The organism is Moorena producens PAL-8-15-08-1 (assembly GCF_001767235.1).
GTDB lineage: Bacteria > Cyanobacteriota > Cyanobacteriia > Cyanobacteriales > Coleofasciculaceae > Moorena > Moorena producens_A.
Window position 1 is genome coordinate 4,424,117 of sequence record NZ_CP017599.1, and the last position, 12,743, is coordinate 4,436,859.

A 12,743-nucleotide genomic window follows, 5' to 3' on the forward strand; every position below is an offset into this window, starting at 1 on the left:
CATAGGAGCTAGGATGGTCTTTCCAAGTCACTGTGTTGGCAAGGTCTAGGGGTGATGCTAGTGGGGTATTTCCGATGCGATACTGGCAAGATACATAAGATTGCTGTTCTAGGTTGACGAAAATCTCAGGTTGGCAGTGATTTAGGACACAGGTAATCAGCCTCTTAACCCTGAAAATTTATACAGGGATACTAGAGTGCTAGTCCTGTCATCCTAAATCCTAGTCGGGTGATGATAGGGAAAGTTAACTCCTTTCCTATGGGATTAATTATCCTTAAAATCTTAAAACCTTCAAATTTCCGACTGTTTCGTTTGTCAGGTATAACCGACGCTTGTAATTTCCTAGTGGACAGATGAGATAGTGGCTACTGATGGTTTACACATTCAGATTACTAATTCCAAAATAGAGCCTATTAAAGGAGGTGAAAGACAACTAATGGCACCAAAAACCTATACAAAATTCTTGCATTTTCTCCAAGAAGAGTTAGCAATTTCAAGAGATTCTATTGCGATCGCACTAAGACACCGGGAACAAGACCCAGGACTTTTGCCAATGATTCTTTGGCAGTACGGTTTGGTAACTCTGGAGCAATTAGATAAAATTTATGACTGGTTGGAAACAGCCTAAAGCCTGATCAATCAGGGAGGAGTAGGCAAACTATGTCTAAGGAGCTATGTCTTTGGGTTAAAATCTCCCTAAGACAAATTTATAATTCTACTTTGTGCTTCACTATTTATGCCCTTATCAAAAAGAGCGGTTTGATAAGTGACTCGCTCTTTTTGTTAGATCTTGGCTATCCGAATGTAAGTATCAATGTAAGTATTCAGCCTACCGCTATCAGCTATCAGCCATTCATATAGCCTTTGTATCATCGGTTGTGAAAATACTCCCAAAGGCTAAGAGGCAAGAGGCAAGAGGGGAAAGAGATCCTCAGTTTTATTGTCCAATAAAAAAAGACCATACAGGTTTACATCTCAAATACAAACGCTATAGTATGCCTGTAGCCCTTCAGCGGACTGCTGATAGTTAAATGCTTACAATGAAAGTCCACATGAACTATAGCGGGTTCTAACCTAATGAGGTACACAGGATTTTTTCCCTGTTCCCGACTCCCGATTCCCGATTCCCGATTACCTATTACCGATTACCTATTACCTATTACCTATTCCCTAAAACCCAAAAATTTGTACATCACCTAATTTAAAACTGCTATAGTCATAATGGGTAGTAAGATAACTAATGGGGTTGTACTACTTTGAAACGAACAATCGTAATACTCACTTTTGGCTTAATCTTAGGAATTTTTATTTCACAGTTTATTCCACCAGCCACAGCTTCTATAACTGTTGTAGAATCGCGGATTTCTTCTCTTGAATCTGAGATAATTAACTTGAGATTTAAACTCAATCAGTTAGAGACTCAGTTACGTCAGGTCAACCAGTCAGTTCCTGATAGTAATCGACCCAGTCAACACCAGGGACCATCACCAACTGATACCTATAGCAGGGTAGACGCTGATCACCCCATGTTTAAGCGTCTCGCTACTTTAGTAATAGAACTCAAGGAACGGGTTAATCGATTAGAAGAAGAGGTATTATCAAAAGAATTAAAACTTAAAAATTAAGAATTAAAAATTAAGAATTAAAACTTAAAAATTAAGAATTAAAAATTAAGAATTAAAACTTAAAACTTAAAACTTAAAAATTAAAACTTAAAAATTAAAAATTAAAAATTAAAACTTCTAACTTCTAACTTCTAAGAGGATATCTGAAAAGTTGTTTTATACTGAATTTTGCCCCCCTAGCCCCCCAACTTTGGGGGGAACAAGAGTCTATTTGCTTCTACAAGTCCCCCAAAATTGGGGGACCAACGGGGGCTTGGATGTAGCAAATGAGACTTCTCAGACAACTTCTAACTTCTCTTTGATGCTAGTTGATCTGCCCAGCGAGTTGTTTCTGGTAATCGATACTTAGATGTGCAGCGCAACACATAATGAATTGCTGTGGGTAAGCTAATGCGATGACCAATGGAAACATAGACTGGCTTGACTCCAGTCCGAGTACGCACAACGGCTCCAATGATTTCTCCATCATGGCTCAGCGGTTGGCAATTACCTTTGTTTTCGGGCAATTCCTCATGATCACCAATGAATCGGGACTTAGCCACACCAATGGTAGGAATATCTGTCAGTACCCCCAGATGGCAGGCAAGACCAAAGCGACGAGGATGGGCAATGCCCTGACCATCACACAAAATTAAGTCAGGGATAATGCTAATTTTTTCCAAAGCATCCAGTACTACAGGGACTTCTCGGAATGATAGGAAGCCTGGTACATAGGGAAAGGTAGTGGGTCTCGATGCGATCGCATTTTCCCTCAGCTGCAAGTCGGGAAAGCTTAAAACTGCTACTGCTGCCTGTGATATAGCGCCATCCTCCTCAAAACCTACATCTACACCCGCAACATACTGCACTTCCCCCAACTGATCTTCAGAAATTACCTCAGGTTGTAGTTGTTGTTGAATTGCTTTAGCTTCTTCACTATTGACTGGCCAAGGGTGGCGTTGTTGGATCTCCATAGTGATTTTATGATTGGTATAGGGCTACGCGCAATGGCATTGGCAAGAGGCAAGAGGCAAAAGTTCACGTGCATTAGCAAATGAGCTTTTATCAATGTCCTAACTTTAATGCGTAGTGCTATATGTGGAAATTTTCCATTTCCTGGCGCAACATAAACGATAATTAATTATAATCAATTAATTAATTAACTAGATTTGGTCTCACTGATATCAAAACGCTGGCGCAAGATAAATTCTGCGATCGCTAAATCCACTGGGGTAGTTACCTTCAAATTCGTCTCCTCCCCTTCCACAATCTTTACTGGCAAGCTGCACCGTTCAAACAAAGCGGCATCATCCGTAACTTCCCAGCCAGCCTTACGTCCTTGGTTATGGCACTGTTTCAACAACTTCACCTCAAATCCCTGGGGTGTCTGTGCTGCCCACAATCCTTTCCGATCCGGTGTATCTTGAACAAGATTGGCTTCATCCACTACTTTAATGGTATCCTTAACAGGCACAGCGGCAATTAGACCGGGACAATCAATTAAGACTTCGGCACACCGTGCCAGTAACTCAGGGGTAGCTAAGCATCTAGCACCATCGTGAATCAACACCCTTTCGGCTTCTGCTGGTAAAGCCTGCAAGCCATTATAGACAGATTCTTGCCGTGTTTCCCCCCCCTCAATCAACTCCACAGGTTTAGATAGGGCAAGTTCAGCTAGAATTGCTTTAAACTCTGGGGAGTCATAGGGTTGTCCGATGATCCCAATCCAGCTAATACTACTAGCTTTCTCTGCTGCTAGCAGTGTCCAAGCCAGTATTGGTTTACCCAGAAGTGTTAAAAGAAGCTTATTGCGATCGCTCCCCATCCGTCGTCCCATTCCGGCTGCTGGAATTAATAAATGCACGATTTTCTACCTCTTAGCTCCTGCTTCATGGCTGAGCTTAGGATACTATGCCCTGGATAGAATCAGAATTAGTCGTTCCAGCGTCAAGTTAAAATTAAGCTGATCCGTAAGCTCAAGTAATTTGAGATGAGAATACTAGCCCTTGTCCCTGGTGGAATTGGCGACCAAATCCTGTTCTTTCCCACCCTCTCACAACTAAAACAGTATTATCCCAAAGCTGAGATTGACGTTATTGTGGAACCGCGAGCCAAGGGGGCTTATCGGGTTTGTCAGTCAGTCGATGAAGTCCTAACCTTTGATTTTAAAGACCGCAATGGTCTCGCAGATTTTGGTAACTTGTTGGGAGTGATCCGCGATCGCGAGTACGATGCTGCGATGACCCTGGGACGTCGGTGGTCAGTTGGGCTGTTGCTCTGGATGACTGGTATTGTGCGTCGAATTGGTTACCAAGCTGGTTCAAGGGATTTGTTTTTTACCAACCCTGTGCCCCTAAAAACTGAGCAGTATGCTGCCCATATGTACCACGACTTACTACTAGGTTTCGGTATTAACGTTCCTTGTCAAGAACTCGCGGTTAGGGTTCCCAAATCAGATATTGAGTGGGCAGAAGCTCAACAGCAACAGCTAGACATTCCAGAAATTGGCTACATTCTTATTCATGGCGGTTCTAGTCAACTGGCTCTGTCCCAAGGAATTGATAAAATCTACCCAGTTGAGAAATGGCAGCAGATTGTTGAGGACATTCGCCAAAAACAACCCGATCTTCCCATTGTCTTGCTAAAAGGGCCAGAGGATGCAGAATGGTGCCAGGCTATGATGGAGTACTATCGTGACCTCAAAGTTAGTGCTCCAGAAGATATTGGTAAATTGGCAGCCATGATTGCTGGTGCTAATTTGATGCTGTGTACCGATAGTGCACCGATGCATCTAGCTGTAGCTGTTGGTACTCCTACCATTGCCTTGTTTGGTCCGACAGAAGCAAAAAAACTACTACCTGTCAAGGAGGGGGTATACGGTATTCAATCACCTACCGGTCGGATTGCTGATATCAAACCGGAAACTGTATTAGAGCAAATTTGGGGTAGCTAATAGGCTCCCAGTATTTCTTGAAAAAGTAATCAAGGTGCTTTTCTGTTATCCCCAAACTCTGTTGAGGATGGAAAGCTGACGCTATAGGGGTTGATTGAGATGATCATCAACCCGATGTGGACTTATACTTTGCACAGGTACTTTGCACAGGCATAAGCTGCCCATTCATAGTATTTCTTATGCCAAGATAGCGTTTCTTATACTGATGAGCCTCCACTCCATCTCCCCATCTCCCTATCCATCTTATTTATCATGGGTATTCAACCGGACTTAATATCACCCCCTGAGGTTTCGATCAGATCAAACAAAGTATCATCAAGTTCATAGCCGAGTAACTGAGCCATCGACTTGAGGCGGGATGGGCTCTGTATACCCCACTGCTTTAACCATTGAGTAAGTACAAATATCTTCTGCATCACAAAAATTTCTAAGGCTTCAGAGTTGTACTGGATGCCTTCTGTACGATTAAATTGGTGGGGCACTAGCATAGCAGTATAGCGGACGAATTCCCCAGATTTCCAATCTAGTAAAAAAGGTAACCAGGGATAGGTAGCATCCAAGCGCACAAACCATAACCGCACCTCTGGGATCTCTGAGAATTCCCGAGGATCCTCAGGATCGCCATCAAAATCAATCTTAAAGCCTAGCTGCTGCTCATAGTTTGCGATCGCACCGTCTTGCAGCCACGTTTCAATCACTGTCTGAGCTGGAGACAAGTCTAAGGTTTGGAAATGGTTAGTATTTAAGGAAATGATTGTAGTCACGCAATAGTTCCAATATCAATAAAATCAGTCAAGTCTTACACTATTTTCTCCTGCTAGGCATTTCCGTGCTCAAACACCTAGATGTTGCAGATATTTTGAGCAACTACTACAATAGAGTCAGCAGGTTTTACTGGGAAGTTGGTGACTGCCAATAGTGTTTTTTGATCTATGCTCATGTATATAAGGGAACTAATCGGATTTGCGGCAGTAGACTGGGAAAATACCCAGAAACTTCAAGCGAGATTCGACGGTGCCCACCTGGTTAGCCAGGTCATAAACTGAGGTAAGACGGCTTCTTGGTGAACCTGTAGGATCAGACAATCATCGTCTGAAGGATGTGTGACTAGTGATCGGCAACTAGTGATCGGCAACTGGTAAGTAATAACCTAAATACAGGAATTGGCTGAAAAAGTTAGTGGACAGTAGGCAAAAGTATCACAAAGCTTGGCCATTGCCTCAAGTAATTTGCTATTTTATGGCGCTCACGGGATATTCCGTCAGAGCTTTGGGAGATACCCCCTGGATGCGATGGCATCTTGCCTTGGCGAGCTAGGGTCTGCCTTTGGTAGACTTTGGTAGCTAAAAAGTATCGGAACCTAGCGGAGAAATCTAGACCTATACTAGTCTAGCTCTTACTTTCCTCCAAAGCTAATAGCTAATTAGTTAGGAGGTTTGAGTATAAATCAAAACTATTCAAAATTCGGTGTTATCATAGCTGCTGACAGCGCTGGGGTCACTATCACGCTTAGAGCCAAGTAAATCAAGGCGCTCTACTCGGATCACAGGTTGTGAGCGATCAGCTCCGGTGGTGCGATCGCTCCAAGTGTCAATCTTCAAAGACCCTTTTACACCAATTAAGCTACCTTTACGCACATAATTAGCAGCTACTTCCGCCGTCTTCCCCCAAATCTCTAAGTTGAACCAGTCAGGCTGATCACTATTGCGTGTCCGTCGTCTCACTGCCAAGGCCAGTTTACACAATACACCCCCAGACTCAAAATACTTAACATCTGGGTCTGTACCTGCACGGCCGACTAAGTGGACAACATTGAGACTCATAGTTATATTGGTACTTTTGTACTGGTTATGGCTCTACAATAGCAGATTTAGCTGGTGTATAACAATTACTAACTTATTTTAACTGACCGAAGCAAGTCAATAATCAAGAGAATTCTAGTTAACTTAAGCTTAACTTGAGCCAGTGAAACCGTTGTGTATTTGCAGTTGGGTGTATTTGCAGAAATTTATTCTAAAGAGTATCCGGAGAATCATGATTACGTAGTGTACTAGCGTACTAGACTAACTGGATAAAACATAATAGAATCCACCTCAGTTACAGTTTCGGTGCAATTTCGGTTGTACACAGCATTTTGTGAGGCGTAGAAACTAGTGAGTATTTTAAATCACTTTTCCCTGTCACGGGACATGGGTATAGACCTGGGTACAGCTAACACCTTAGTCTATGTATCTGGTAAGGGCATTGTTCTTCAAGAGCCTTCTGTGGTTGCCATTGATCAAGACGAAAAGCTTCCTCTAGCCGTAGGCGAAGAGGCAAAAAAGATGTTGGGAAGAACCCCAGGTAATGTAGTTGCCCTACGTCCTTTACGGGATGGTGTGATTGCTGACTTCGATACCGCTGAACTGATGCTGAAGCACTTCATCCAGCGGGTAAACGAAGGCAAAGCCCTAGTTTCACCTCGAATTGTGATTGGTATCCCCAGCGGTGTCACAGGTGTGGAGCGACGAGCCGTCATGGAAGCCGCATTACAAGCTGGTGCTAGAGAAGTTAGGTTAATTGATGAACCAGTAGCAGCAGCCATTGGTGCTGGATTACCTGTAGCAGAACCAACGGGTAACATGATTATTGATATCGGTGGAGGCACCACTGAGGTAGCAGTTCTCAGTTTACAGGGGACCGTTCTAAGTGAATCAGTGCGTGTTGCGGGAGATGAACTGAATGAGGCAATCACTCAGTATATGAAAAAAGTCCATAACCTAGTGATTGGGGAACGGACAGCAGAAGACATCAAAATCCGCATTGGCTCAGCCTATCCGACACCTGAGGATAATGAAGCTGCCATGGAAGTGCGAGGATTACACTTGCTGTCTGGCTTGCCACGAACTGTCACCATCAAACGACCAGAGATTCGTGAAAGTATGGCAGAACCCCTTTCTGTTATTGTTGATGCTGTTAAGCGCACTCTAGAACGGACTCCCCCCGAACTGGCAGCTGATATTATTGATAGAGGTATTATGCTGGCGGGTGGTGGTGCTTTATTGAAAGGATTAGATACACTTATTAGTCATGAAAGTGGCATTGTCACCCATGTGGCAGCTGATCCACTCAGCTGTGTTGTTTTGGGAACTGGTCGAGTATTAGAGAACTACAAACAGTTAGAGCGGGTGTTTAGTGGGCGTTCCCGTAATATGTAGTGGTTAGCTATTAAACATCAACCTTAAAGAGTATTTTTGTTCAATATATCAAGAGTGTAGATTGAGTGTGGCTAGTGTAAAAATTCACTGATTAGCCAAAATCTGACTATTTTATGGATAGGCTATGTACATGCTGCGTCGCTGGTGGGGGAGACATGGAGTAGCAATTATGCTGGGGAGTCTTACCCTGATTGCTGCTTGGTTACTGAGAACAACTCAGGGTGCAACAATTTTTGAAATCTATCAATTGATAACCCGCCCTTTTCAATCGCTACCTCCAAGAGAAGAAAGCCTCTCTAATGCGCGGATACTGGAACTACAACAGCAGGTAGAGGAACTCAAAACCCAAAACCAGAAGCTAAAAGAGCTGTTAGGTTATAAGAAAACCCAGAATAAACTAAGAATTGTTGCGCCTGTTGTGGGACGTAGCGCTGACAGTTGGTGGCAAGAAATCATTCTGGGAAGAGGGAGTGAAGCTGGAATCAAAACGGGCTTCGTTGTTATGGCACCTGGCGGTATAGTGGGTAGAGTCGTTAGCGTGACACCCCACACCAGTCGTGCCTTGCTGATCAGTGACCCCACTAGTAAGGTAGGTGCCGTGATCAGCCGTAGCCGTAGCATGGGTTTTTTGGGTGGACAAGGAACTAATCGGGCAATAATGCAGTTTTTTGATAAAGTGCCAAACGTCCGTCCTGGTGATGCTGTGGCTACCTCCACTGTTAGCCAGCTTTTCCCAGCTGGTTTACCCCTAGGACGTGTAGAGTCTGTTATTCTTGACAAAAGTCCAGCGCCAGAGGCGATTATTGAGCTGACAGCCCCCATGAGTTATCTGGAGTGGGTGATTATTCATCCCAATCACCCATGATTTATGACCAATGAACAATAACCCATGACTAATAGACCTCTTGCAAAAATATTTTGAGTTATAATAATAGTTTTGGGAAAAATTACGTAGATTGTGTACTAGGCTTATACACAAACTGTACTAGGCTTATACACAAACAAAGTACAAAGCACGTTTGTTAGTCAAAAGCGATCGCTAACTCGGAAATTCCCAGACTAGTGATTATACCAGGAAAAACTTTTGCAAGAGGTCTAATCAACAATGACCAACACGTCTGAGTTTTCTATTTGGGTTCGTCGAACAATCAATTGGGCAGTGACTGTTATTTCAGTTATCTTCTGCTCAATCTTATTAATGACACGTTTACCTGGAATGGAATTACTGGGAATCGCTCCCAACTGGCTGTTGATTTGGGTTGTGGCCTGGAGCATGAAACGCACAGCCTTTCAAGGAGCATTCGCAGGGTTGGTATTGGGGTTAGTGCAAGATGGTATGACATTCCCTGAGCCTACCCATGTCTATAGCCTTGCCATCGTGGGGATCTTGACTGCTCTGATTCAAAAGCAACGGTATATTCAGGAAGATTTTATTTCAGTAGCTTTAATTGTGTTTGGCATGGCGATTGTTGGGGAAACAGTGACTGCTATTCAGCATAGTTTTCAAGGCTCTCGCCAATTAGCACAAATCTGGACAGACCATCAGCGTATTGCCATCTGTTCTGCAATTCTCAGTAGTCTTTGGGCACCAGTCGTCTACTATCCACTCAATCGATGGTGGCAGTGGTGCAATTCAATGGAGGAATCGTGATGCTTTTTTTACATATACTTTTCTACATAGCAAGTTTGGTAGAGTCAACAGCTCTAGAGAGTTCTAATAGATAAGAGGTGGCACAAAGTAGGTCGCTACAGATATGAGTGGGTTCAAACCACTTGAGATATGATTGAGAACGAATGCCACAGGTAAGAGCTATGGTGGGAATTGAGAGGGCTTGTCCTGCGAGAATATCGGCTTCTGTATCACCAATCATCCAAGCAGATACGGACGGTTGAGCCAGCGGAGATTGTTCGGTATAGGATGAAGTACTATGCTCAGACAGTGCTTGTTGGAGAAGTTCCTGTTTGACCTGAGCATAGTTTTGATAAGCATGGTGGTTTTCTGTGGTCCCATAAATGCCGCTAAAAAGACGAGTTAAACCGTAATTGCTCAATATCTGTTTGACCTGGGATGTGCAACGCAATGTCACCAGAACTAGTCTGATACCATAAGAATGCAGCAAAGGTAAGGCCCAGTTTACGTTTGGTTGCAGCTGATCTTTGTTCAATAAGGCAGATTGATTCACAATCTTGATCACACGCCCCAAGAAGAAATCGATTTGCTCTCCTCGTAACCCTGAGCGCATGGCAATTTCTTCGTCAGGGATGCGTTCTTGCTTCATTTGCCAGAACTGCTGTTTACTCATGGTCTGGATCGGTAAGCTTATACCTTTAGCTTGGTAGAAGCCTTGAGTATCGGTTAGTGCTAGCTGGTACGTGGTGTAGTAGCGATTGGAAACATCAACAATCGGACCGTCAAAATCACAGAATACGGTCAGTTGTTGCAAGTAGGGGACTGTATTTTGAGGCAGGTAAAATCGGGATAATTGCCTGTCTGGGGCAGCAACACAGTTCATAGATTAGATTTTGGCTGGGCTGGGCTTTTTGAAATACTTCTTTACAATGTACCAGTTTTAGTGTATTTTCGCACCTGGTTGACGCGACATTGATACCATTTTGTATTCTTTGGAGAAACTATTTTGATCGTTGGCGGTCTAAAAAAAACTATATATAGTTCAAAAAAACTGTAGCCCTAAGTAACTCGAGCAGCACTTAGGCTAAATTAGGCAACAATTGCATTCGATGACTGCAAGTTTGTACTAGCATGTAAAAACCTATATATTGATCTGTTCACTCCTGCTGTTGAGCTACTAGGGGCGTAATGAGCGAAAATATTGCTTTGAGTAGATTAATTCAAAACCCCCATCCTAATATTGAGATAAGACCACTATCTCTTTGTAGCTAGGCATGAGCTACTGTATCAATCCCCTGTGCCTTCAACCAGATGACCCAGGGAACATGACGAATCTCGTTTGTCGCCATTGTGGCTCAGATTTGTTATTACAAGGTCGCTATCGGGTGATGCGCCTGTTAAGTGACCAAAGTGGCTTTGGTAAGGTTTACGAAGCTTACAACGGGGCAGTACCAAAAATTTTAAAAGTGCTTAAGCCAGAGCACAACTCGAAATCCAGAATTATTGAACTATTTCGCCAAGAGGCAGCTGTATTGAGCAAGCTGACTCATCCTGGTATCCCTCAAATCGATCCAGAGGGCTACTTTCAGTTTTTTCCTAGACAGAGTAAGGAGCCGCTGCATTGCATCATCATGGAGAAAATTGATGGACTTAACTTGAAGCAGTGGATGAGGCAACAGGGCAATCACCCAATTCTAGAACCGCAAGCCCTTAAATGGTTAAAGCAGATAGTAGAGATTTTGCATCTTGTTCACCAAGAAAACTATTTCCATCGCGATATCAAGCCAGAAAACATCATGCTCCGTGCCAATGGGCAATTGGTATTGATTGACTTTGGCACCGCTAGAGAGTTGACCTATACCTACCTAGCGGAAATTGGTGGTGGAGGCAGTGTGACCAAGATTAGTTCCCATGGCTATACTCCCCCAGAGCAAGAAAAAGGGTATGCAGTCCCACAGTCCGATTTTTATGCTCTGGGGCGAACCTTTGTTTATTTACTAACTGGGAAATCAGTCACCGATCAGAGTGTTTATGATCCGTTAAATGATCAATTTAATTGGCGTGATCATGCTCCTCAAATCTCTGATCAGCTAGCCGACTTTATTGATAGTTTGATGGCACGAACGGCAGCAGCTCGACCTCAGAAAACTCAGCAAATTTTAAATGATATCGCTAATATTTCATCTTTTATTAGTATTTCACAGGCTAATACTAATCTAATAAAAGCGAGTACCACCAACCAAAGCTTAAAAACTAAATCTCAACCCAATATTTCTATAGAAACGGAAGTTGTCAAAACCCCAAGAAGAAGATGGTGGTTAGGAGGGATATTGACTTTGGTGGTGGGATTATTTGGTGCTGGTGGTTGGCTATTGTATCAATCCTATAATCCTTCCCTTAGAAAATATCAAGAAATATCTGCTCAAGAATTATCTGTAGTTAACACTAAGACCTTCACTGCTCATTCAAGTTGGGTTAATTACCTAGTCATTAGTCAAGATGGCGAATTATTAGTTAGTGGGAGCGCCGATAAGACGATTAAAATTTGGAATATCAACACGGCAGAAGAAATCTACACTCTCCAAGGTCATAATAGCTTTGTTAATTATCTAGCTATTAGTCCCGATGGACAACACTTATTTAGTGCTAGTGCCGATAAGACGATTAAAATTTGGGATATCAACACGGGAAAAGAACTCCGCACTCTCCAAGGTCATAAGAGTTATATTAATCATCTAGCGGTTAGTCCGGATGGACAACGATTGTTTAGTGCTAGTGCCGATAAGACGATTAAGATTTGGGATATCAACACGGGAGAAGAACTCCGCACTCTCCAAGGTCATCAAAGTTCAATTAACTTTTTATTAATTAGTCAGAATGATCAAGAACTATTTAGTGCTAGTGCTGATAATACAATTAAAATTTGGGATATCAACACTGGGGAAGTACTCCGGACTCTAAAAGGCCATGATAGCTATGTTAATTCTCTAGCCATAAGTCCGGATGGACAACGATTGTTTAGTGCTAGTGCTGACAATACTATCAAAGTCTGGAATCTAGATACTGGAGAAGAAGTCAATAGTCTAACTGATCATACCAATTATGTGGAAGAACTAGCTATCGGTGCTAATTGTAAGAAGTTGTTCAGTGGAAGTGCAGATAAAACGATAAAAGTGTGGGATTTTGCTAATGAAAAACTAATCTACACCCTAAATGGTTTTCCAAATCCAATTGACTATTTTGCGATTAGTCCTGATTGCCATACAATTGCTACTAGTGGGGGAAAAAAAATAATAAAACTGTGGAATTTGCCACAGTTAATTCATTAGTTTTTAAGTGATTCTTATGGTTAAGATATT

14 protein-coding genes and 1 other RNA gene are annotated in these 12,743 nt (G+C 42.7%); 10 read left to right on the forward strand and 5 right to left on the reverse strand.

Annotated elements, in window-relative coordinates:
• Nucleotides 1-361: 361 nt before the first annotated feature.
• The 3 genes from BJP34_RS16410 (at nucleotide 362) to BJP34_RS16415 (ending at nucleotide 1,625) form a co-directional block, all read left to right on the forward strand.
• A complete protein-coding gene (locus tag BJP34_RS16410; protein WP_418904147.1) occupies nucleotides 362-628 on the forward strand; it encodes a DUF2949 domain-containing protein in 267 nt (88 codons plus the stop codon).
• A gap of 449 nt (nucleotides 629-1,077) precedes the next feature.
• A complete protein-coding gene (locus tag BJP34_RS48975) occupies nucleotides 1,078-1,200 on the forward strand; it encodes a hypothetical protein (protein ID WP_267876588.1) in 123 nt (40 codons plus the stop codon).
• Between the two features lie 56 nt (nucleotides 1,201-1,256).
• Nucleotides 1,257-1,625 carry a hypothetical protein gene (locus tag BJP34_RS16415; protein WP_070393264.1) on the forward strand — a complete coding sequence of 123 codons (369 nt, stop codon included), beginning with the start codon at nucleotides 1,257-1,259 and terminating at the stop codon, nucleotides 1,623-1,625.
• Between the two features lie 287 nt (nucleotides 1,626-1,912).
• Here the strand turns inward: BJP34_RS16415 and nfi are convergent, their stop codons facing one another.
• Together nfi and ispD are read right to left on the reverse strand one after the other, a co-directional pair.
• A complete protein-coding gene (nfi, locus tag BJP34_RS16420) occupies nucleotides 1,913-2,578 on the reverse strand; it encodes a deoxyribonuclease V (RefSeq protein ID WP_070393265.1) in 666 nt (221 codons plus the stop codon).
• Between the two features lie 185 nt (nucleotides 2,579-2,763).
• On the reverse strand, nucleotides 2,764-3,468 hold the full coding sequence (gene ispD / locus BJP34_RS16425) for a 2-C-methyl-D-erythritol 4-phosphate cytidylyltransferase (protein ID WP_070393266.1): 705 nt from the start codon (nucleotides 3,466-3,468) through the stop codon (nucleotides 2,764-2,766).
• 126 nt (nucleotides 3,469-3,594) lie between these two features.
• Between ispD and BJP34_RS16430 the strand changes: the two genes are divergently transcribed.
• On the forward strand, nucleotides 3,595-4,557 hold the full coding sequence (locus tag BJP34_RS16430) for a glycosyltransferase family 9 protein (protein WP_070393267.1): 963 nt from the start codon (nucleotides 3,595-3,597) through the stop codon (nucleotides 4,555-4,557).
• A 260-nt stretch (nucleotides 4,558-4,817) separates the two neighbouring features.
• Here BJP34_RS16430 and BJP34_RS16435 read toward each other — a convergent pair whose 3' ends face one another.
• Complete coding sequence (locus BJP34_RS16435; RefSeq protein WP_070393268.1) at nucleotides 4,818-5,321, reverse strand: CRR6 family NdhI maturation factor; 504 nt, start codon at nucleotides 5,319-5,321, stop codon at nucleotides 4,818-4,820.
• 124 nt (nucleotides 5,322-5,445) lie between these two features.
• Between BJP34_RS16435 and ssrS the strand changes: the two genes are divergently transcribed.
• Both ssrS and BJP34_RS48980 read left to right on the forward strand, forming a co-directional pair.
• A non-coding RNA gene (gene ssrS / locus BJP34_RS16440) (6S RNA) lies at nucleotides 5,446-5,628 on the forward strand.
• Nucleotides 5,629-5,765: 137 nt separating this feature from the next.
• Nucleotides 5,766-5,900 (forward strand): hypothetical protein, encoded by a 135-nt coding sequence (locus BJP34_RS48980; protein WP_267876589.1) that lies wholly within the window; start codon nucleotides 5,766-5,768, stop codon nucleotides 5,898-5,900.
• A 114-nt stretch (nucleotides 5,901-6,014) separates the two neighbouring features.
• On the opposite strand, the gene BJP34_RS16445 is transcribed toward BJP34_RS48980, so the two are convergent.
• Nucleotides 6,015-6,380 carry a single-stranded DNA-binding protein gene (locus BJP34_RS16445; RefSeq protein WP_070393269.1) on the reverse strand — a complete coding sequence of 122 codons (366 nt, stop codon included), beginning with the start codon at nucleotides 6,378-6,380 and terminating at the stop codon, nucleotides 6,015-6,017.
• Between the two features lie 366 nt (nucleotides 6,381-6,746).
• Here BJP34_RS16445 and BJP34_RS16450 point away from each other — a divergent pair, with 366 nt between their 5' ends.
• The 3 genes from BJP34_RS16450 (at nucleotide 6,747) to mreD (ending at nucleotide 9,405) form a co-directional block, all read left to right on the forward strand.
• The gene (locus tag BJP34_RS16450; RefSeq protein ID WP_070393270.1) at nucleotides 6,747-7,754 is read left to right on the forward strand and encodes a rod shape-determining protein; all 1,008 of its coding nucleotides are present in this window, start codon (nucleotides 6,747-6,749) and stop codon (nucleotides 7,752-7,754) included.
• Between the two features lie 124 nt (nucleotides 7,755-7,878).
• On the forward strand, nucleotides 7,879-8,619 hold the full coding sequence (gene mreC / locus BJP34_RS16455; protein ID WP_070393271.1) for a rod shape-determining protein MreC: 741 nt from the start codon (nucleotides 7,879-7,881) through the stop codon (nucleotides 8,617-8,619).
• 240 nt (nucleotides 8,620-8,859) lie between these two features.
• A complete protein-coding gene (gene mreD, locus BJP34_RS16460; RefSeq protein WP_070393272.1) occupies nucleotides 8,860-9,405 on the forward strand; it encodes a rod shape-determining protein MreD in 546 nt (181 codons plus the stop codon).
• Nucleotides 9,406-9,427: 22 nt separating this feature from the next.
• Here mreD and BJP34_RS16465 read toward each other — a convergent pair whose 3' ends face one another.
• Nucleotides 9,428-10,267 (reverse strand): HAD family hydrolase, encoded by an 840-nt coding sequence (locus BJP34_RS16465; protein ID WP_070393273.1) that lies wholly within the window; start codon nucleotides 10,265-10,267, stop codon nucleotides 9,428-9,430.
• A gap of 391 nt (nucleotides 10,268-10,658) precedes the next feature.
• Here BJP34_RS16465 and BJP34_RS16470 point away from each other — a divergent pair, with 391 nt between their 5' ends.
• On the forward strand, nucleotides 10,659-12,713 hold the full coding sequence (locus BJP34_RS16470; RefSeq protein ID WP_070393274.1) for a protein kinase domain-containing protein: 2,055 nt from the start codon (nucleotides 10,659-10,661) through the stop codon (nucleotides 12,711-12,713).
• The last annotated feature ends 30 nt before the right edge of the window (nucleotides 12,714-12,743 follow it).